The following is a 17615-nucleotide window of genomic DNA, read 5'->3' as shown; positions in this document are numbered from 1 at the left end:
CGAACCGAAGGGATCAGCGGCGCCGCGCCACCGTCGACAGCAGGAGGCCCAGGCCCCACGGCCCCGCCACCCAGATCCACCACGGATACGTCCACACGCCCGCCACCGCCAGCAGCACCCACACGGTGAAGCTGACCCCGCTCACCAGAGCCCAGCCCGACCACGCCAGCCGTCCGCCGCCGCCCCGCACCACGTCCCGGCTCCCGCGCGCCGCCGGAACCCGGTCGTACCGCTGCGCCGCCGGAACCGGATACCCCGGCGCGTCCGGATCCTCCTCGGGCAGGTCGGCCGTCAGCTCCGCCAGCTCCCCGAGCGTCCGCGACGCGTAGACCGCCTCGATCCGCTCGGTCAGCTCGTCGGTCGTCAGCCGCCCGACCGCGCAGTGCTCCCGCAGGCTCGCCGCCACCCGGTCCCGGTCGGCGTCCGACGCCCGCATCTCAGGGTTCGGCACACCGCCACCTCCGCTCAGGACCCCGCGCCGAGTCCCAGCTTGGCGAACCACTCCCGGCCCTCGTCAAGGGCCGTCAGCACCCGCGGCCCCTCCGGCGTCACCGCGAACGTGTGCTCGAAGTGCGCCGACGACCGTCCGTCCGCCGTGACGACCGTCCAGCCGTCGTCCAGTTCCTCGGTCTCCTTGGTGCCGAGGTTCACCATCGGCTCCACCGCGAAGCACATCCCCGGCTCCAGCACCGGGCCGTGCCCGGGCGCGCCGTGGTTCGGGATCAGCGGGTCCATGTGCATCTCGGTCCCGATGCCGTGCCCGCCGTAACCCTCGACGATCCCGTACGGGCCCTGGTCGCGGATGTAGGACTCGATCGCGTGCGACATGTCCGTCAGCCGCGCCCCCACGACGCCCGCCGCCAGACCGTGCCACAGGGACGCCTCGGTGACGTCCAGCAGCGTCCGCAGCTCCGCGTCGATCTCCCCCACCGGGACGGTCACCGCCGCGTCGCCGTGCCAGCCGTCCACGATCGCGCCGCAGTCGATCGCGATGACGTCCCCGTCGCGCAGCACCTTGCCCGCGCGCGGGATGCCGTGGACGATCTCCTCGTTCACCGACGCGCAGATCGTCCCCGTGAACCCGTGGTACCCGAGGAACGACGGCACGCCGCCGTGGTCGCGAATGTGCTGCTCGGCGATCGTGTCCAGGTCCAGCGTGGTGATGCCGGGCTTCACCGCCGCCCGCAGCACCTCCAGCGTCCGCCCGACGAGCAGCCCCGCCGCGCGCATCAGCTCCACCTGCTCGGCGGTCTTCACCTGGATCGCCGGCCTGCGCCGCTTGAACATCATTCCCCTCCCCCTGGACCGGCGGCGGACCGCGCCGGGACCGCCCGGCGCGCCGCGTGCCGCCTCACGCCGCGGGGGACTCCAGCGCCGCCAGCGCGCGCCGGGTGACCTCCTCGACCGTGCCGGTCGCCTCGATCTGGACGAGGATGCCCTCGTCGCCGTAGAACTGCACCAGCGGAGCCGTCTCCCGCTGGTAGACCTCCAGGCGGTGCCGGACGACCTCTTCCTTGTCGTCCTCCCGCTGGAACAGGTGCCCGCCGCAGTCGTCGCAGACGTCGTCGCGCTTGTCGTCGAAGTCGACGTGCCAGATCTTCTGGCAGGACACGCAGGTGCGCCGGCCCGACAGCCGCCGGACGACCTCGTCCTCGTCCACCACCAGTTCGAGGACGACGTCCAGCCGCGCGTCCCACTCGGCGAGCATCTTCTTCAGCGTCTCGGCCTGCGGGACGTTCCGGGGGAAACCGTCCAGCAGGAAGCCGTTCCGGGCGTCGGGCTCGCCGAGCCGGTCCCGGACCATCGCGATCGTCACCTCGTCGGGGACGAGGTCGCCGCGGTCCATGTACTCCTTGGCCCGGCGGCCGAGGTCGGTGCCCTCGCTCACGTTCGCGCGGAAGATGTCACCCGTCGAGATCTTCGGGACCGACAGATGACCTGCGATGAACTGGGCCTGCGTCCCCTTGCCCGCACCCGGGGGGCCCACCAGAACGATGCGCATCTACCGGAGGAAGCCCTCGTAGTTGCGCTGCTGCAGCTGAGATTCGATCTGCTTCACGGTATCCAGTCCGACGCCGACGATGATGAGGATGCTCGTCCCGCCGAAGGGGAAGTCCTGCGTCGCCTTCAACAGGGCGAACGCGACCATCGGGATCAGTGCGACGAGCCCCAGGTACAGCGCACCGGGTGTGGTGATCCGGGTCAGCACATAGTCGAGGTACTCGGCGGTCGGCCGGCCCGGACGAATGCCTGGGATGAACCCACCATACTTCTTCATGTTGTCGGCGACTTCAGTGGGGTTGAACGTGATGGCCACATAGAAGTACGTGAAGAAGATGATGAAGACGAAGAACACCGCCATGTGCCAGGGATTCCCCTGGTCCAGGTACGGGCGGAGGTCCTGGAGCCACTTGGTGTTCGGCCAGAGCTGGGTCGCGAGCAGCGGCAGGTAGAGCAGCGACGAGGCGAAGATCACGGGAATGATGCCCGCCTGGTTGACCTTCAGCGGAATGTAGGTCGACGTCCCGCCGTACATCCGGCGCCCGACCATCCGCTTGGCGTACTGGACGGGAATGCGCCGCTGCGCCTGCTCCACGAACACGACGCCCGTCATGATCGCCAGACCGACGATCACGACCATCGCGAAGACGAAGCCGCCCTTCTGCTGGTAGATGCTCCAGAACTGCTGCGGGAACACCGCCACGACCTGCGTGAAGATCAGGATGGACATGCCGTTGCCGACGCCGCGGTCGGTCACCAGCTCGCCCAGCCACATGATCACCGCGGTGCCGGCCGTCATGCAGACCACGATCGTGATGATCGTGAAGACGTCCGTCTTGTAGAGGATGTTGTCGGCGCCGGAGATCCCCTGGAACAGCTGCCCGGTGCTCGCCATCGCGACGATGCCCGTCGACTGCAGGATCGCCAGGCCCACGGTCAGGTACCGCGTGTACTGGGTGATCTTCGTCGTTCCGGCCTGGCCCTCCTTCTTGAGGGCTTCCAGGCGCGGGATCACGACCGTCAGAAGCTGCAGGATGATGCTCGCGGTGATGTACGGGTAGATACCGAGAGCGAACACCGACAGCTTCAACAGAGCGCCGCCGCTGAACAGGTCCACGAGACCGTAGAGCTGGCTCTGGTCCTTGGCCGTCTTGGCGGTGTCCGCCAGCACCTTGGTGTTCACGCCCGGAGCGGGGAGCATCGCGCCGATCCGGTACACGACGATCATCGCGAGCGTGAACAAGATTTTCTTACGCAGGTCAGGCGTACGGAAAGCCCGAGCGAACGCGGTCAGCACCATTCCTCCTGCGCGACTGACGAATCCATGACAGCCGTGGGGCCGGTTTCAGATCAAGTGGACGGTCGGGGAGACGACGCAGGGTCACCCCCGCCGCTGCGACTCTAGCAGCGAGTGTGACCAGGGCCGCACCCCCGCGCGCACGGACCGGGCGGTCCCTGGCACACGGTGAGCACGGCCCTGGCCTCACGTGAGCGATTTCTTACAGCTCGTCGGCGGACCCTCCGGCCGCGGTGATCTTCTCCTTGGCCGAGCCGGAGAAGGCGTGCGCCTTCACCTGCACGGCGACCGAGATCTCACCGGTGCCGAGGATCTTGACCGGACGGTTCCGGCGCACCGCGCCCTTCGCCGCCAGGTCCTCCGCCGTGACCTCGCCGCCCTGCGGGTACAGCTCGGCGAGCTTGTCCAGGTTCACGACCTGGAACTCGACCCGGTTCGGGTTCTTGAAGCCCTTGAGCTTCGGAACCCGGCGGATCAGCGGCATCTGGCCGCCCTCGAACCCGACGGGGACGGTGCTGCGCGCCTTGGTGCCCTTGGTGCCGCGACCGGCGGTCTTGCCCTTGGACGCCTCGCCGCGGCCCTTGCGGGTCTTCGCGCGGTTGGCGCCGGGGGCCGGACGCAGGTGGTGCACCTTCAGCGGGCCGCCTTCGTTGGCGTCGTTCGCCATGTCAGTCGACCTCCTCGACGGCGACCAGGTGGTTCACCGTCCGGATCATGCCGAGCACCTCGGGGCGGTCCTCGCGGACCACGCTCTGCCCGATCTTCTTCAGGCCGAGGGTGCGCAGCGTGTCACGCTGGTTCTGCTTCTCGCTGATCACGGACTTGGTCTGCGTGATCTTCAGCTTCGCCATCAGCCCGCGACCTCCGCCCGGGGCTCGCTGCCGGCGGCGCGCGCCCGCAGCATCGCGGCGGGGGCCACGTCCTCGATCGGCAGACCGCGCTTGGCCGCGATCTCCTCCGGGCGCTTCAGCGCCTTGAGGCCCGCGACCGTCGCGTGGACGATGTTGATCGCGTTGTCGGTGCCGAGCGACTTGCTCAGCACGTCGTGGATCCCGGCGCACTCCAGGACCGCGCGCACCGGGCCGCCCGCGATGACACCGGTACCGGGGCTGGCCGGACGCAGCAGGACGACGCCCGCCGCGGCCTCCCCCTGGACGGTGTGCGGGATCGTGCCCTGGATGCGCGGCACCTTGAAGAAGTGCTTCTTGGCCTCCTCGACGCCCTTGGCGATCGCCGCGGGCACCTCCTTGGCCTTGCCGTAGCCGACGCCGACCGTGCCGTTGCCGTCACCGACGATCACCAGGGCGGTGAAGCTGAAGCGCCGACCGCCCTTGACGACCTTGGCGACACGGTTGATCGCCACGACCTTCTCGATGTACGACTGACCCTTGTCGGCGCCACCGCGGCGGTCGTCGCGGCGGTCGCGACGGTCGCCACCCTGACCGCCGCCGCGCCTCTGCGCTGCCATCAGTGGTTCCTCTTCTCGTTCGTCGTCGGGGCCGTCACAGCTCCAGGCCCCCCTCGCGCGCACCGTCGGCGACGGCGGCGACGCGCCCGTGGTACTTGTTGCCGCCGCGGTCGAACACGACGGCCGTCACCCCGGCCTCCTTGGCCCGCGCGGCGACGAGCTCGCCGACCTTGCGGGACTTGGCGGTCTTGTCACCGGCGTCGTTGCGCAGGTCCGCCTCCATCGTCGACGCCCAGGCCAGCGTGTGGCCGATGCCGTCGTCGATGACCTGGACGAACACGTGCTTGGTCGAGCGGGTCACGACGAGGCGAGGACGCGCGGCGGTGCCGACGACCTTCTTGCGGACCCGCAGGTGACGGCGCTTGCGGGACTTGGCCCGCGCCGACGTGGGCTTGGCGGCCAGGGCCTTCGTGCCTGCCATGACTACTTACCAGCCTTTCCGACCTTGCGACGGATCTGCTCGCCCTCGTAACGCACGCCCTTGCCCTTGTACGGGTCGGGCTTGCGCAGCTTCCGGATCCGCGCCGCGATCTCGCCGACGAGCTGCTTGTCGATCCCCTCGACGGTGAGCTGGGTCGGCCGCTCGACGGTGAAGGTGATGCCCTCCGGCGCCTCGAACGGGATCGGGTGGCTGTAGCCGAGCGAGAACTCCAGGTTCTTGCCCTTGGCCACCACGCGGTAACCGACGCCCTGGATGACCAGGGTCTTCTTGTACCCCTCGGTGACACCGACGACCATGTTGGCGATCAGCGACCGGGTGAGCCCGTGCAGGGCCCGGACGGTGTTGACGTCGTTCGGCCGGGTGACGGTGACCTGACCGTCCTCCAGCGCGACCTCGATCGGCTCGGCGACGGTGTGCGACAGCGTGCCCTTCGGCCCCTTCACGGAGACCTCGCGGCCGTCGATCTTCACCTCGACGCCGCCGGGCACGGCCACGGGGAGACGTCCAATGCGAGACATGTCTTGACCCTCCCCTCTACCAGACGTAGGCGAGGACTTCGCCGCCCACGCCGCGCTTGCCGGCCTGCCGGTCCGTCATGAGACCGGACGACGTCGAGATGATCGCGACGCCCAGTCCACCGAGGACCTTCGGCAGGTTGTCCTTCTTCGCGTACACCCGAAGACCGGGCTTGGAAACGCGCTTGATGCCCGCGATCGAACGCTCGCGCGTCGGACCGAACTTGAGGTCGATCGTCAGCTTCTTGCCGACCTCGGCGTCCTCCACGCTCCAGCCCGAGATGTAGCCCTCCTGCTGGAGGATCTCGGCGATGTGCGCCTTGATCTTCGAGTACGGCATCGCGACCGAGTCGTGGTACGCCGAGTTCGCGTTGCGCAGACGCGTCAGCATGTCTGCGATCGGGTCGGTCATCGTCATGGCCTGCTGGCCCTCCCTCGCCACGGTTTCCGTTCCGGACCTGTGGCGCGGTCATGGACGCCTTCGTCAGGCGCCCGGTCGGTCATTTCCTGGCCGGAGCCGCGGCCCCCGGAACGCGGGGGCCGGCGGACTACCAGCTCGACTTGGTGATGCCGGGCAGCTCGCCCCGGTGCGCCATCTCGCGGAAGCAGACACGGCACAGGCCGAACTTCCGGTAGACGGAGCGCGGACGCCCGCAGCGCGAGCACCGAGTGTACGCGCGCACGCCGAACTTGGGCTTCCGGGCCGCCTTGGCGATCAGCGACTTCTTCGCCATCTAGTCTCCTTGTTCCGATCCTCGGCCCGCGAAGGGGCTCACGCTTCCTTGAACGGGAAGCCGAGGAGCTTCAGGAGCGCCCGGCCCTCGTCGTTGGTCTTCGCCGTCGTCACCACGGTGATGTCCATGCCGCGCTGACGGTCGACCTTGTCGGGGTCCACCTCGTGGAACATGACCTGCTCGGTCAGCCCGAAGGTGTAGTTCCCGTTGCCGTCGAACTGCTTCGGCGACAGGCCGCGGAAGTCGCGGATGCGGGGCAGCGCCGTGGACAGCAGACGGTCCAGGAACTCCCACATCCGGTCGCCGCGCAGCGTCACGTGGCAGCCGATCGGCATGCCCTCGCGGAGCTTGAACTGGGCGATGGACTTCTTCGCGCGGTTCACCATCGGCTTCTGACCCGTGATCAGGGTCAGGTCGCGGACGGCGCCCTCGATCAGCTTGGCGTCCCTGGCCGCCTCGCCGACCCCCATGTTGACCACGATCTTGGTCAGGCCGGGGATCTGCATCACGTTGGCGTAGCCGAACTGCTCCTGCATCGCCTTCGCGATCTCCTCGCGGTAGCGGAGCTTGAGCCTCGGCTGCGGCACGGGCCGCTCGGTCGCGGTTTCGGTCATCTCAGATCTCCTTGCCACTGCGGCGCGAGATCCGGACCTTGGTGCCGTCGTCGTTGAAGCGGTACCCGGCGCGGACGGGCTTGCCGTCCTCGACCAGGGCCACGTTGCTGACGTGAAGCGGCGCCTCGACGGTCACGCGCCCGCTCTCCTTGCCGGCTCGCTGCGCGTCGGCCTTGATGTTCTTGGTGATGAGGTTCGCGCCCTCGACCACGACGCGCTCACGGCGCGGGTCGACGCGCAGGACCTTGCCCGTCTTGCCCTTGTCCTTGCCGGCGATGACGATGACCTCGTCGCCCTTGCGGATCTTCATCACAGCACCTCCGGCGCGAGCGAGACGATGCGCATGAACTTCTTGTCGCGCAGCTCACGGCCGACCGGGCCGAAGATGCGGGTGCCGCGCGGGTCGCCGCCGTCCTTGATGAGGACGGCCGCGTTCTCGTCGAAGCGGATGTAGGAGCCGTCCGGGCGCCGGCGCTCCTTACGGGTGCGCACGACGACCGCCTTGACGACGTCACCCTTCTTGACGCCAGCGCCGGGAAGGGCGTCCTTCACCGTCGCGACGATGACGTCGCCGACTCCCGCGTAGCGCCGACCCGAGCCGCCGAGAACGCGGATGCAGAGGATCTCCTTCGCACCCGTGTTGTCGGCGACCTTGAGTCGCGACTCCTGCTGGATCACGTTGACTCCTGTTCGTCACACCGGTTCTCCGTGTCGCCACGGAGCCTGGTGGAACCGTTCTGTGGACTGCGGGGGGACGCCCCGCGAAGGGCCTCGCGGCCCGGTGCGCGACCTACTTCGCCTTCTCCAGCAGCTCCGTCACGCGCCAGCGCTTGGTCGCCGACAGCGGACGGGTCTCCATGAGGCGGACGCGGTCGCCGACGCCGTACTCGTTGTTCTCGTCGTGCGCCTTGTACTTCGTCGTCCGACGGATCACCTTGTGGTACCGACGGTGGGTGATGCGGTCCTCGACGGACACGACCACGGTCTTGTCCATCTTGTCGCTCACCACAATGCCCTCGAGCACCTTGCGGGTGGTCCGCTGCTCGGCCGGCTGCTCAGTCATCGCTCTCGCCCTCCGCGGCGTCCTCGGCCACCGTGACGATGCCGAGCTCGCGCTCGCGCATCACGGTGTAGATGCGGGCGATCTCGCGCTTCACCGTACGCAGCCGCCCGTGGCTTTCCAACTGACCGGTCGCGGCCTGGAAGCGGAGGTTGAACAGCTCCTCCTTCGCCTCCTTCAGCTTCGTGACCAGGACGTCCTGGGGCTCGCTCCGCAGCTCGTCGGCGATCAGACCCTTGGACATCAGGCCTCCACCTCCCGCTTCACGATCTTGCACTTCATCGGGAGCTTGTGGATGGCGCGGGTCAGGGCCTCGCGGGCGACCTGCTCGTTCGGGTACGAGATCTCGAAGAGAACGCGCCCCGGCTTGATGTTCGCCACCCACCACTCGACCGAGCCCTTACCGGAACCCATGCGGGTCTCGGCGGGCTTCTTGGTCAGCGGACGGTCCGGGAAGATGTTGATCCACACCTTGCCGCCACGCTTGATGTGCCGGGTCATCGCGATACGAGCGGCCTCGATCTGCCGGTTCGTGACGTACGCCGGCTCGACGGCCTGGATGCCGTACTCGCCGAACGTGACCTTCGTACCGCCCTTGGCCATCCCCCGGCGCTTCGGGTGGTGCTGCTTGCGGTGCTTGACCTTACGAGGGATCAGCATCGGTTACTTCAGCTCCCCTCACCACTCGCAGCGGGAGCACCGGCCTCGGCCGAGGCGGGAGCCTGCTGCTCGGAACTCTGCTGACGCGGGGCGCCGCCGCGCTCGCCGCCACGGCCGCCGCGACCGCCACGGCCGCCGCCGCCACGGCGCTCGCCGCCACCGCGGCGGTCGCGGTCACGGCCGCCGCCCGCGGCGCGCTGCTGCGCGGCCTTGGCCTCGCGCTCGGCGCGCGTCGGCGCGGCCTCGCCCTTGTAGATCCAGACCTTCACGCCGATGCGGCCGAACGTCGTCCGGGCCTCGTAGAAGCCGTAGTCGATGTCGGCGCGCAGCGTGTGCAGCGGGACCTGGCCCTCGCGGTAGAACTCCGACCGCGACATCTCGGCGCCGCCGAGACGGCCGCCGCACTGGACCTTGATGCCCTTGGCGCCGGACTTCATCGCCGACTGGATCGCCTTGCGCATCGCGCGGCGGAACGCCACGCGGCTGGACAGCTGCTCGGCCACGCCCTGCGCGACGAGCTGCGCGTCGATCTCGGGGTTCTTGACCTCGAGGATGTTGAGCCGGACCTGCTTGCCGGTCAGCTTCTCCAGGTCGCCGCGCAGGCGCTCGGCCTCCGCGCCGCGCCGGCCGATGACGATGCCCGGACGCGCCGTGTGGATGTTGACCTCGACACGGTCCCGGGTGCGCTCGATCTCGACCTTGGAGATGCCCGCCCGGTCCATGCCCTTCTGCAGCATGCGCCGGATCTGGACGTCTTCCTTGACGTAGTCCTTGTAGAGCTTCTCGGCGAACCACACGCTCTTGTGGTCGGTGGTGACGCCGAGCCGGAACCCGTGCGGGTTGATCTTCTGACCCACTAGCGGGTCCTCCTCGTCTTCTTGCCGCCGGCCGCCGCTTCTTCACGCGACTCGACCACCACGGTGATGTGGCTGGTCCGCTTGTTGATGCGGTAAGCCCGGCCCTGGGCGCGAGGGCGGAAACGCTTGAGCGTCGGCCCCTCGTCCACCCACGCACGGCTCACGACGAGCGTGCCGGTCTCGAGCTTGAAGTTGTGCTCGGCGTTGGCGATGGCACTCGCCAGCACCTTGCCCACCGGCTCGCTCGCAGCCTGGGGGGCGAACCGCAGCACCGCCTGAGCCTCCGCGGCGGGCAGGCCGCGGATGAGGTCCACCACGCGGCGGGCCTTCCTGGGCGTGACGCGGATGAACCGCGCCTGGGCCCTGGCTTCCATCGCTTCCCTCTCTCCTACGATCTACTGCCCGCTCAGCCGCGACGGCTGCGACGGTCTTCCTTGACGTGGCTGCGGAACGTGCGGGTCGGCGCGAACTCGCCGAGCTTGTGCCCCACCATGGCGTCGGTGATGAACACCGGGACGTGCTTGCGCCCGTCGTGCACGGCGATCGTGTGCCCGATCATGTCCGGGACGATCATGGAGCGCCGCGACCACGTCTTGATGACGTTCTTGGTGCCCTTCTCGTTCTGGGCGTCCACCTTCTTCTGAAGGTGGTCGTCCACGAAGGGGCCCTTCTTGAGGCTACGTGGCATGACTGGCGACTCCTACCGCTTCTTCTTGCTGCGCCGACGGACGATGAGCCGGTCGCTGGCCTTGTTCGCCTGGCGAGTACGGCCTTCCTTCTTGCCGTTGGGGTTGACCGGGTGGCGTCCACCGGAGGTCTTGCCCTCACCACCGCCGTGCGGGTGGTCGATCGGGTTCATGGCGACACCGCGGACGGTCGGGCGCTTGCCCTTCCACCGCATGCGGCCGGCCTTGCCCCAGTTGATGTTCGACTGCTCGGCGTTGCCGACCTCGCCGACCGTGGCGCGGCACCGGACGTCCACCATGCGCATCTCGCCGGACGGCATGCGCAGCGTGGCGTACTTGCCCTCCTTGGCGAGGAGCTGGACGCCCGCGCCCGCGCTGCGGGCGATCTTGGCGCCGCCGCCGGGCCGCAGCTCGATCGCGTGGACGACCGTACCCGTCGGGATGTTGCGCAGCGGGAGGCAGTTGCCGGGCTTGATGTCGCTGCCCGGGCCGTTCTCCACGCGGTCGCCCTGCTTGAGGCCGTGCGGCGCGAGGATGTAGCGCTTCTCGCCGTCCGCGTAGTGCAGGAGCGCGATGCGGGCCGTGCGGTTCGGGTCGTACTCGATGTGCGCGACCTTCGCCGGGACGCCGTCCTTGTCGTGGCGACGGAAGTCGATCAGCCGGTAGGCGCGCTTGTGCCCGCCGCCCTGGTGCCGGGTGGTGATGCGGCCGTGGTTGTTCCGGCCGCCCTTCTTCGGAAGGGGACGCAGCAGCGACTTCTCCGGCTCGCGGCGCGTGATCTCCACGAAGTCGGCCACGCTGGACCCGCGACGACCCGGAGTCGTCGGCTTGTACTTACGGATGCCCATCTTTTTCGTTCATCCCTTATTTCGCTCTTCGGTCGAGCGGGCCGTCAGGCCCCGCCGCCGAAGATGTCGATCGGCTGCTCGCCCTCGGCCAGGCTCACGATGGCGCGCTTGGTGTCCTTGCGCTTGCCGTATCCGAACCGGGTGCGCTTGCGCTTGCCCGGACGGTTGAGCGTGTTGACCCCCGCCACCTTGACGCTGAAGATGGCCTCGACGGCCTGCTTGATCTGCGTCTTGTTGGCGTCGGGACGGACGAGGAAGGTGTACTTGCCCTCGTCCAGCAGCCCGTAGCTCTTCTCCGAGACGACCGGCGCGATGATGATGTCGCGCGGGTCGGCGATCTTGGCCATGGTGACCCGCCTTACTTCTTCGTCGCGCGCGCGATGAACTCGTCGTACGCCTTCTGCGTGAAGACGACGGCGTCGTTCACCATCACGTCGTAGGTGTTGAGCTGGTCGGAGACGAGCAGGTGCACCGACGGCTCGTTGCGCAGGCTCTTCCAGGTGACCTCGTCCTCGCGGTCGAGGACGACCAGGACGCGCCGGACGTCGGTGATGCCGCGCAGCGCGGTCACCGCGGTCTTCGTCTTCGGCGTGTCGCCCTCGACGAGGCCGTCGACGATGTGGACCAGGCCGTTGCGCGCACGGTCCGACAGCGCGCCCCGCAGGGCGGCGGCCTTCATCTTCTTGGGCGTCCGCTGCGAGTAGTCGCGCGGCTGCGGGCCGTGGACGACGCCGCCGCCGGCGAACTGCGGCGCGCGGGTCGAGCCCTGGCGGGCGCGGCCGGTGCCCTTCTGCCGGTAGGGCTTCTTGCCGCCGCCGGAGACCTCGCCGCGGGTCTTGGTCGCGTGGGTGCCCTGGCGGGCCGCGGCCTGCTGGGCCACCACGACCTGGTGGATCAGCGGGACGCTGGTCTTCGCGTCGAAGATCTCCGCGGGCAGCTCGATCTCGATCTTGGTGGTCACTTGCCCGTCCCCTTCACTGCGTCGCGGACGAGGACGAGGCCGCCGTTCGGACCGGGAACCGCACCCTTGATGAGCAGCAGGTTCTTCTCGGTGTCGATGGCGTGGATCGTCAGGTTCTGCACGGTGGTGCGCGCGTTGCCGTGACGACCCGCCATCCGCAGGCCCTTGAAGACGCGGCCGGGGGTCGCGCAGCCGCCGATGGAACCCGGCGAGCGGTGCTTGCGCTGGGTGCCGTGCGACGCGCCGAGGCCCTTGAAGCCGTGGCGCTTCATGACGCCCGCGGTGCCCTTGCCCTTGCTGGTGCCGGTCACGTCGATGCGCTGACCGGTCTCGAAGACGCCGGCGGTGATCTCCTGGCCGAGTTCGAACTCGGTGGTGTCGTCCAGACGCAGTTCGGTGAGGTAGCGGCGCGGAGTCACGCCCGCCTTCTCGAAGTGACCCTTGCGCGGCTTGTTCACCTTGCGGGGGTCGATCTGCCCGTAGCCGATCTGGACGGCCGTGTAGCCGTCCGTCTCCTGCGTACGGATCTGGGTGACGACACACGGCCCGGCCTGGACGACGGTCACCGGAACGATCCGGCCCTCATCGTCGAAGACCTGGGTCATGCCGAGCTTCTCGCCCAGGACGCCCTTCCTCTGCGTACTCATTGTCGGTGCGTCCCTTAGAGCTTGATCTCGATGTCAACGCCGGCCGGAAGGTCGAGGCGCATCAGCGAATCGACCGTCTTGGGCGTCGGGTCGATGATGTCGATCAACCGCTTGTGCGTGCGCATCTCGAAGTGCTCGCGCGAGTCCTTGTACTTGTGCGGCGAGCGGATGACGCAGTACACGTTCTTCTCGGTCGGCAGCGGCACCGGGCCCGCGACCTTGGCGCCCGTCCGCGTCACCGTCTCAACGATCTTCTTCGCGGAGGTGTCGATGACCTCGTGGTCGTAGGCCTTGAGCCGGATGCGGATCTTCTGTCCCGCCATGAGGGCCTCGGTGTCCTTTGCTGGTAGTGCCGCTGTGTTTGCTGGGGTCGTGCCGCGGCGGTCCGGCCTGCTTGCGCGCGGCCGGACCGCCGCGTCCGACGAGGGTGTTACTTGTTGATCTTGGTGACGCGGCCCGCGCCGACCGTCCGGCCGCCCTCACGGATGGCGAACTTCAGGCCCTCTTCCATGGCGACGGGCTGGATGAGCTCGACGCTCATCTCGGTGTTGTCGCCCGGCATGACCATCTCGACGCCCTCGGGCAGGTTCACCACGCCGGTGACGTCCGTGGTCCGGAAGTAGAACTGCGGACGGTAGTTGTTGAAGAACGGCGTGTGGCGCCCGCCCTCGTCCTTGGACAGGATGTAGACCTGCGCCTCGAACGCGGTGTGCGGGGTGTTGGTGCCCGGCTTGATGACGCACTGGCCGCGCTCGACGTCCTCGCGCTTGATGCCGCGCAGGAGCAGACCGACGTTGTCACCGGCCTGGCCCTGGTCGAGGAGCTTGCGGAACATCTCGACACCGGTGACCGTCGTCTTGGACGAGGTCTCCTTGATGCCGATGATCTCGACTTCCTCGTTGACGTTGACGACGCCGCGCTCGATGCGCCCGGTCACGACGGTGCCGCGGCCGGTGATCGAGAAGACGTCCTCGATCGGCATCAGGAACGGCTTGTCGGTGTCGCGGACGGGCTCGGGGACGTTCTCGTCCACGGCGTTCATCAGCTCGAGGATCGACTGGCCCCACTTCTCGTCGCCCTGGAGCGCCTGGAACGCGGAGACGCGCACGACCGGCACGTCGTCGCCCGGGAACTCGTACTCCGAGAGCAGCTCGCGGACCTCGAGCTCGACGAGCTCCAGGATCTCCTCGTCGTCCACCATGTCGCACTTGTTCAGCGCGACGACGATGTAGGGGACGCCGACCTGGCGGGCGAGCAGCACGTGCTCCTTGGTCTGCGGCATCGGGCCGTCGGTCGCCGCGACCACCAGGATGGCGCCGTCCATCTGCGCCGCACCGGTGATCATGTTCTTGATGTAGTCGGCGTGACCCGGGCAGTCGACGTGAGCGTAGTGACGCGACTCGGTCTGGTACTCGACGTGCGCGATGGAGATCGTGATACCGCGCTCGCGCTCCTCCGGCGCCTTGTCGATGTCCTCGAACGGCGTGAAGGGGTTGATGTCCGGGTGCGCGTCGTGCAGCACCTTGGTGATCGCCGCGGTAAGGGTGGTCTTACCGTGGTCGATGTGACCGATGGTGCCGATGTTCACGTGCGGCTTGGTCCGCTCGAACTTGGCCTTCGCCACTGTTGCTCCTTGATGCGATCCTCGGCCGGTCCAAGCCGGCCGCTTCGATGTGTGCTGCCTGGTGATCTGTGACTAGGCCGGGAGCTACTCGCCCCGCGCCTTGGCGATGATCTCCTGCGCGACGTTCCCCGGAACCTCCGCATAGGAGTCGAACTGCATGGTGAACACAGCCCGGCCCTGGGTCTTGCTGCGCAGATCACCCACGTAGCCGAACATCTCGGACAGGGGCACCAGTGCCTTGACGATGCGCATTCCGTGCAGCTCGTCCATGGACTGAACCTGACCGCGCCGGCTGTTGAGGTCGCCGATCACGTCGCCCATGTTGTCCTCGGGCGTCGTGACCTCGACGGCCATCATCGGCTCCAGCAGCGTGGGACCGGCCCGGCGGGCCGCCTCCTTGAACGCCATGGATCCGGCGACCTTGAACGCCATTTCCGACGAGTCGACCTCGTGGTAGGCGCCGTCCAGCAGGGTGACCTTGACGCCGACCAGCGGGTAGCCGGCGAGGACGCCGAACTCCGCGGCCTCCTGGCAGCCCGCGTCCACCGACGGGATGTACTCCCGGGGGATGCGGCCACCGGTCACCTTGTTCTCGAACTCGTAGCCGTCGGACCCGCCGCCCAGCGGTTCGAGGTTGATGATCACGCGGCCGAACTGGCCCGAGCCACCCGTCTGCTTCTTGTGGGTGTACTCGACCTTCTCGACCTTCTTCGTGATCGACTCGCGGTAGGCCACCTGCGGGCGGCCCACGTTCGCGTCGACCTTGAACTCGCGCTTCATCCGGTCGACGAGGATCTCCAGGTGGAGCTCGCCCATGCCCGAGATGACCGTCTGGCCGGTCTCCTCGTCGGTGGCGACGCGGAAGGACGGGTCCTCCTCGGCCAGCCGCTGGATCGCGGTGCCCAGCTTCTGCTGGTCGGCCTTGGTCTTCGGCTCGATCGCGACGTCGATCACCGGCGCCGGGAAGTTCATCGACTCGAGGACGATGGGGTCCTTCTCGTCGCACAGCGTCTCACCGGTGGTGGTCTGCTTGAGACCCATCACCGCGACGATGTCACCGGCGCCGACGTGCGTGATCTCCTCGCGCTTGTTGGCGTGCATCCGGTAGATCTTGCCGATCCGCTCCTTGCGCTCCTTGATGGAGTTCAGCACCGAGGTGCCGGCCTCCAGGACGCCGGAGTAGACGCGGATGAACGTGAGCTTGCCCAGGTGCGGGTCGCTCGCGATCTTGAACGCCAGCGCGGAGAACGGCTCGTCCTCGCTCGGCTTGCGCGAGATCGCCTGCTCCTCGTCGCGGACGGCGTGGCCGACGATGGCCTCGACGTCCAGCGGCGACGGCAGGTAGCGGACGATCGCGTCCAGCAGGGGCTGCACGCCCTTGTTCTTGAACGCGGTGCCGCAGAACACCGGGGTGAGGCTCGCGGCGAGGGTCGCGCGGCGGACGGCCACGTGGAGCTGCTCCTCGGAGAGCTCGGCGCCCTCCAGGTAGGCCTCCATGACCTCGTCGTCGTTCTCGCCGAGGGTCTCGACCAGCTTCTCGCGCCACTCGGCGGCCAGGTCGGCGTAGTCGGCGGGGATGTCGACCTTGTCGTACATCTCGCCGAGCTTCGCCTCGGCGTTCCAGACGAGCGCCTTCATCGACACGAGGTCGATGACGCCCTGGAAGTCCGACTCGGCCCCGATCGGGAGCTGCATGACCAGCGGCGTGGCGTAGAGCCGCGTGCGGATCATGTCGACGCAGCGCATGAAGTCCGCGCCGGTCCGGTCCAGCTTGTTCACGAAGCAGATACGCGGGACTTCGTAGCGGTCGGCCTGGCGCCACACGGTCTCGGACTGCGGCTCGACGCCGGCGACACCGTCGAACACCGCGACGGCACCGTCCAGGACGCGCAGCGAGCGCTCCACTTCGACGGTGAAGTCGACGTGGCCCGGGGTGTCGATGATGTTGATGGTGTGCTCGACGGCCTCGACGGGCCACTTGCAGGTGACGGCGGCGGAGGTGATGGTGATCCCCCGCTCCTGCTCCTGCTCCATCCAGTCGGTCGTGGCCGCACCGTCGTGAACCTCGCCGATCTTGTAGCTCATCCCGGTGTAGTACAGGATGCGCTCAGTCGTCGTGGTCTTGCCCGCGTCGATATGGGCCATGATCCCGATGTTGCGGACCTTGGCCAGGTCTACACCGGTTTTGGTAGCCACTTTCGTCCTCGCGTCCCTCGTGTTCGTGCCGGGGTTACCAGCGGTAGTGGGCGAACGCCTTGTTCGACTCCGCCATCTTGTGCGTGTCCTCGCGCTTCTTCACCGAGGCGCCGAGGCCGTTGCTGGCGTCGAGCAGCTCGTTCATGAGCCGCTCCATCATGGTCTTCTCACGACGCTGCCGGGCGTAGAGCACCAGCCAGCGCAGGGCCAGCGTGGTGCTGCGCGCGGGCCGCACCTCCACCGGGACCTGGTAGGTCGCGCCGCCGACGCGGCGGCTCTTGACCTCGATGGTCGGCTTGACGTTGTCCAGCGCGCGCTTGAGCGTGACGACCGGGTCGTTGCCGGTCTTCTCGCGGGCGCCCTCCAGGGCGTCGTACACGATGCCCTGGGCGATGGACCGCTTGCCGTCCAGCAGCACCTTGTTGATCAGCGCGGTGACCAGCGGCGAGTTGTACACCGGGTCAGCGATCAGCGGGCGCTTGCCAGGTGATCCCTTGCGCGGCATTAGCTCTTCTCCTTCTTGGCGCCGTAGCGGCTGCGCGCCTGCTTGCGGTTGCGGACGCCCTGCGTGTCCAGCGAACCGCGAATGATCTTGTACCGAACGCCCGGGAGGTCCTTCACTCGGCCGCCGCGCACGAGCACGATCGAGTGCTCCTGCAGGTTGTGCCCGACGCCGGGGATGTAGGCCGTGACCTCGATCCCGCTGGTCAGCCGGACACGGGCGACCTTGCGAAGCGCGGAGTTCGGCTTCTTGGGCGTCGTCGTGTAGACGCGCGTGCAGACGCCCCGGCGCTGGGGACTGCCCTTCAGCGCAGGCGTCTTGTTCTTGGTCACCTTGTCCTGGCGGCCCTTTCGGACCAGCTGCTGGATCGTGGGCACCGCGTCTCCGTCTTCCCTCGTACCGAGCCGGTAAGTCTGTGTTCTGCCTGAATCCCGCTCACGCGGGACCCGTCATCACCACCTCGTGGGAGGCTGTGACCTGCCGGTTTCCCGACCTCTCCGACC

General features: G+C 68.2%; 29 protein-coding genes. All 29 read right to left on the bottom strand.

Going from position 1 to position 17615, the window contains the following annotated elements; genetic code table 11:
* Positions 1 to 13 precede the first annotated feature (13 nt).
* Positions 14 to 451, bottom strand: a complete 438-nt coding sequence (locus tag GQ466_RS01235) for a DUF1707 SHOCT-like domain-containing protein (RefSeq protein WP_337193269.1) — start codon at positions 449 to 451, stop codon at positions 14 to 16.
* Positions 452 to 465: 14 nt separating this feature from the next.
* Complete coding sequence (map, locus tag GQ466_RS01230; protein ID WP_161102321.1) at positions 466 to 1287, bottom strand: type I methionyl aminopeptidase; 822 nt, start codon at positions 1285 to 1287, stop codon at positions 466 to 468.
* 64 nt (positions 1288 to 1351) lie between these two features.
* Positions 1352 to 2002 (bottom strand): adenylate kinase, encoded by a 651-nt coding sequence (locus GQ466_RS01225; RefSeq protein ID WP_161100918.1) that lies wholly within the window; start codon positions 2000 to 2002, stop codon positions 1352 to 1354.
* The gene (gene secY, locus GQ466_RS01220) at positions 2003 to 3298 is read right to left on the bottom strand and encodes a preprotein translocase subunit SecY (protein WP_161102320.1); all 1296 of its coding nucleotides are present in this window, start codon (positions 3296 to 3298) and stop codon (positions 2003 to 2005) included.
* Between the two features lie 202 nt (positions 3299 to 3500).
* A complete protein-coding gene (rplO, locus tag GQ466_RS01215; RefSeq protein ID WP_161100917.1) occupies positions 3501 to 3965 on the bottom strand; it encodes a 50S ribosomal protein L15 in 465 nt (154 codons plus the stop codon).
* 1 nt (position 3966) lies between these two features.
* Positions 3967 to 4149, bottom strand: a complete 183-nt coding sequence (gene rpmD / locus GQ466_RS01210) for a 50S ribosomal protein L30 (protein WP_019632601.1) — start codon at positions 4147 to 4149, stop codon at positions 3967 to 3969.
* Positions 4149 to 4766, bottom strand: a complete 618-nt coding sequence (gene rpsE, locus GQ466_RS01205) for a 30S ribosomal protein S5 (protein ID WP_378186573.1) — start codon at positions 4764 to 4766, stop codon at positions 4149 to 4151. The genes rpmD and rpsE overlap by 1 nt, the downstream gene beginning before the upstream one ends.
* Positions 4767 to 4800: 34 nt before the next feature.
* The gene (gene rplR, locus GQ466_RS01200) at positions 4801 to 5187 is read right to left on the bottom strand and encodes a 50S ribosomal protein L18 (protein ID WP_161100916.1); all 387 of its coding nucleotides are present in this window, start codon (positions 5185 to 5187) and stop codon (positions 4801 to 4803) included.
* A gap of 2 nt (positions 5188 to 5189) precedes the next feature.
* Positions 5190 to 5726, bottom strand: a complete 537-nt coding sequence (rplF, locus tag GQ466_RS01195; protein WP_161100915.1) for a 50S ribosomal protein L6 — start codon at positions 5724 to 5726, stop codon at positions 5190 to 5192.
* A gap of 16 nt (positions 5727 to 5742) precedes the next feature.
* Positions 5743 to 6141 (bottom strand): 30S ribosomal protein S8, encoded by a 399-nt coding sequence (gene rpsH / locus GQ466_RS01190; protein WP_161100914.1) that lies wholly within the window; start codon positions 6139 to 6141, stop codon positions 5743 to 5745.
* Between the two features lie 130 nt (positions 6142 to 6271).
* Complete coding sequence (locus GQ466_RS01185; RefSeq protein WP_018657585.1) at positions 6272 to 6457, bottom strand: type Z 30S ribosomal protein S14; 186 nt, start codon at positions 6455 to 6457, stop codon at positions 6272 to 6274.
* Between the two features lie 38 nt (positions 6458 to 6495).
* On the bottom strand, positions 6496 to 7071 hold the full coding sequence (rplE, locus tag GQ466_RS01180) for a 50S ribosomal protein L5 (protein ID WP_161100913.1): 576 nt from the start codon (positions 7069 to 7071) through the stop codon (positions 6496 to 6498).
* A gap of 1 nt (position 7072) precedes the next feature.
* Positions 7073 to 7381, bottom strand: a complete 309-nt coding sequence (gene rplX, locus GQ466_RS01175; RefSeq protein WP_161100912.1) for a 50S ribosomal protein L24 — start codon at positions 7379 to 7381, stop codon at positions 7073 to 7075.
* The gene (gene rplN, locus GQ466_RS01170) at positions 7381 to 7749 is read right to left on the bottom strand and encodes a 50S ribosomal protein L14 (RefSeq protein ID WP_103564385.1); all 369 of its coding nucleotides are present in this window, start codon (positions 7747 to 7749) and stop codon (positions 7381 to 7383) included. The genes rplX and rplN overlap by 1 nt, the downstream gene beginning before the upstream one ends.
* 112 nt (positions 7750 to 7861) lie before the next feature.
* The gene (gene rpsQ / locus GQ466_RS01165; protein WP_103564386.1) at positions 7862 to 8134 is read right to left on the bottom strand and encodes a 30S ribosomal protein S17; all 273 of its coding nucleotides are present in this window, start codon (positions 8132 to 8134) and stop codon (positions 7862 to 7864) included.
* Positions 8127 to 8375: a 50S ribosomal protein L29 gene (gene rpmC, locus GQ466_RS01160; RefSeq protein WP_103564387.1), complete on the bottom strand. Its 249-nt coding sequence runs from the start codon at positions 8373 to 8375 to the stop codon at positions 8127 to 8129. The genes rpsQ and rpmC overlap by 8 nt, the downstream gene beginning before the upstream one ends.
* A complete protein-coding gene (gene rplP / locus GQ466_RS01155; RefSeq protein ID WP_103564388.1) occupies positions 8375 to 8791 on the bottom strand; it encodes a 50S ribosomal protein L16 in 417 nt (138 codons plus the stop codon). Before rplP ends, rpmC begins: the two co-directional genes overlap by 1 nt.
* A gap of 8 nt (positions 8792 to 8799) precedes the next feature.
* Positions 8800 to 9648 (bottom strand): 30S ribosomal protein S3, encoded by an 849-nt coding sequence (rpsC, locus tag GQ466_RS01150; protein WP_161100911.1) that lies wholly within the window; start codon positions 9646 to 9648, stop codon positions 8800 to 8802.
* Positions 9648 to 10022, bottom strand: coding sequence for a 50S ribosomal protein L22 (gene rplV / locus GQ466_RS01145; protein WP_103564390.1), 375 nt, complete (start codon positions 10020 to 10022; stop codon positions 9648 to 9650). Before rplV ends, rpsC begins: the two co-directional genes overlap by 1 nt.
* 32 nt (positions 10023 to 10054) lie before the next feature.
* Positions 10055 to 10336 (bottom strand): 30S ribosomal protein S19, encoded by a 282-nt coding sequence (rpsS, locus tag GQ466_RS01140; RefSeq protein WP_161100910.1) that lies wholly within the window; start codon positions 10334 to 10336, stop codon positions 10055 to 10057.
* A 12-nt stretch (positions 10337 to 10348) separates the two neighbouring features.
* On the bottom strand, positions 10349 to 11182 hold the full coding sequence (gene rplB, locus GQ466_RS01135; RefSeq protein ID WP_161100909.1) for a 50S ribosomal protein L2: 834 nt from the start codon (positions 11180 to 11182) through the stop codon (positions 10349 to 10351).
* Positions 11183 to 11226: 44 nt separating this feature from the next.
* A complete protein-coding gene (gene rplW / locus GQ466_RS01130; protein ID WP_161100908.1) occupies positions 11227 to 11529 on the bottom strand; it encodes a 50S ribosomal protein L23 in 303 nt (100 codons plus the stop codon).
* 11 nt (positions 11530 to 11540) lie between these two features.
* Entirely contained in the window at positions 11541 to 12143 is a 603-nt protein-coding gene (gene rplD / locus GQ466_RS01125) for a 50S ribosomal protein L4 (protein WP_161100907.1), read from the bottom strand.
* Entirely contained in the window at positions 12140 to 12790 is a 651-nt protein-coding gene (gene rplC / locus GQ466_RS01120; protein ID WP_161100906.1) for a 50S ribosomal protein L3, read from the bottom strand. Before rplC ends, rplD begins: the two co-directional genes overlap by 4 nt.
* Positions 12791 to 12804: 14 nt before the next feature.
* Entirely contained in the window at positions 12805 to 13113 is a 309-nt protein-coding gene (gene rpsJ / locus GQ466_RS01115) for a 30S ribosomal protein S10 (protein ID WP_018657599.1), read from the bottom strand.
* 107 nt (positions 13114 to 13220) lie between these two features.
* Positions 13221 to 14414 (bottom strand): elongation factor Tu, encoded by a 1194-nt coding sequence (tuf, locus tag GQ466_RS01110; protein WP_161100905.1) that lies wholly within the window; start codon positions 14412 to 14414, stop codon positions 13221 to 13223.
* 84 nt (positions 14415 to 14498) lie between these two features.
* Positions 14499 to 16610 carry an elongation factor G gene (gene fusA, locus GQ466_RS01105; RefSeq protein ID WP_161100904.1) on the bottom strand — a complete coding sequence of 704 codons (2112 nt, stop codon included), beginning with the start codon at positions 16608 to 16610 and terminating at the stop codon, positions 14499 to 14501.
* A gap of 34 nt (positions 16611 to 16644) precedes the next feature.
* Positions 16645 to 17115 carry a 30S ribosomal protein S7 gene (gene rpsG, locus GQ466_RS01100; RefSeq protein ID WP_161100903.1) on the bottom strand — a complete coding sequence of 157 codons (471 nt, stop codon included), beginning with the start codon at positions 17113 to 17115 and terminating at the stop codon, positions 16645 to 16647.
* Positions 17115 to 17489 (bottom strand): 30S ribosomal protein S12, encoded by a 375-nt coding sequence (gene rpsL, locus GQ466_RS01095; protein ID WP_019632621.1) that lies wholly within the window; start codon positions 17487 to 17489, stop codon positions 17115 to 17117. Before rpsL ends, rpsG begins: the two co-directional genes overlap by 1 nt.
* Positions 17490 to 17615 lie beyond the last annotated feature (126 nt).

This window comes from Actinomadura rayongensis, assembly GCF_009831215.1.
In the GTDB taxonomy this organism is placed as follows: domain Bacteria; phylum Actinomycetota; class Actinomycetes; order Streptosporangiales; family Streptosporangiaceae; genus Spirillospora; species Spirillospora rayongensis.
Note: the sequence above shows the minus strand (reverse complement) of the source record. Positions and strands in the feature narration are given on the sequence as shown.

What these genes read in the sequence shown, in the direction of transcription:
- map (WP_161102321.1), bottom strand. Translation starts at nt 1,287, where the DNA reads ATGTTCAAGCGGCGCAGGCCGGCGATCCAGGTGAAGACCGCCGAGCAG.
- GQ466_RS01225 (WP_161100918.1), bottom strand. Translation starts at nt 2,002, where the DNA reads ATGCGCATCGTTCTGGTGGGCCCCCCGGGTGCGGGCAAGGGGACGCAG.
- rplO (WP_161100917.1), bottom strand. Translation starts at nt 3,965, where the DNA reads ATGGCGAACGACGCCAACGAAGGCGGCCCGCTGAAGGTGCACCACCTG.
- rpmD (WP_019632601.1), bottom strand. Translation starts at nt 4,149, where the DNA reads ATGGCGAAGCTGAAGATCACGCAGACCAAGTCCGTGATCAGCGAGAAG.
- rpsE (WP_378186573.1), bottom strand. Translation starts at nt 4,766, where the DNA reads ATGGCAGCGCAGAGGCGCGGCGGCGGTCAGGGTGGCGACCGTCGCGAC.
- rplR (WP_161100916.1), bottom strand. Translation starts at nt 5,187, where the DNA reads ATGGCAGGCACGAAGGCCCTGGCCGCCAAGCCCACGTCGGCGCGGGCC.
- rplF (WP_161100915.1), bottom strand. Translation starts at nt 5,726, where the DNA reads ATGTCTCGCATTGGACGTCTCCCCGTGGCCGTGCCCGGCGGCGTCGAG.
- rpsH (WP_161100914.1), bottom strand. Translation starts at nt 6,141, where the DNA reads ATGACGATGACCGACCCGATCGCAGACATGCTGACGCGTCTGCGCAAC.
- GQ466_RS01185 (WP_018657585.1), bottom strand. Translation starts at nt 6,457, where the DNA reads ATGGCGAAGAAGTCGCTGATCGCCAAGGCGGCCCGGAAGCCCAAGTTC.
- rplE (WP_161100913.1), bottom strand. Translation starts at nt 7,071, where the DNA reads ATGACCGAAACCGCGACCGAGCGGCCCGTGCCGCAGCCGAGGCTCAAG.
- rplX (WP_161100912.1), bottom strand. Translation starts at nt 7,381, where the DNA reads ATGAAGATCCGCAAGGGCGACGAGGTCATCGTCATCGCCGGCAAGGAC.
- rpsQ (WP_103564386.1), bottom strand. Translation starts at nt 8,134, where the DNA reads ATGACTGAGCAGCCGGCCGAGCAGCGGACCACCCGCAAGGTGCTCGAG.
- rpmC (WP_103564387.1), bottom strand. Translation starts at nt 8,375, where the DNA reads ATGTCCAAGGGTCTGATCGCCGACGAGCTGCGGAGCGAGCCCCAGGAC.
- rplP (WP_103564388.1), bottom strand. Translation starts at nt 8,791, where the DNA reads ATGCTGATCCCTCGTAAGGTCAAGCACCGCAAGCAGCACCACCCGAAG.
- rplV (WP_103564390.1), bottom strand. Translation starts at nt 10,022, where the DNA reads ATGGAAGCCAGGGCCCAGGCGCGGTTCATCCGCGTCACGCCCAGGAAG.
- rpsS (WP_161100910.1), bottom strand. Translation starts at nt 10,336, where the DNA reads ATGCCACGTAGCCTCAAGAAGGGCCCCTTCGTGGACGACCACCTTCAG.
- rplB (WP_161100909.1), bottom strand. Translation starts at nt 11,182, where the DNA reads ATGGGCATCCGTAAGTACAAGCCGACGACTCCGGGTCGTCGCGGGTCC.
- rplW (WP_161100908.1), bottom strand. Translation starts at nt 11,529, where the DNA reads ATGGCCAAGATCGCCGACCCGCGCGACATCATCATCGCGCCGGTCGTC.
- rplC (WP_161100906.1), bottom strand. Translation starts at nt 12,790, where the DNA reads ATGAGTACGCAGAGGAAGGGCGTCCTGGGCGAGAAGCTCGGCATGACC.
- rpsJ (WP_018657599.1), bottom strand. Translation starts at nt 13,113, where the DNA reads ATGGCGGGACAGAAGATCCGCATCCGGCTCAAGGCCTACGACCACGAG.
- rpsG (WP_161100903.1), bottom strand. Translation starts at nt 17,115, where the DNA reads ATGCCGCGCAAGGGATCACCTGGCAAGCGCCCGCTGATCGCTGACCCG.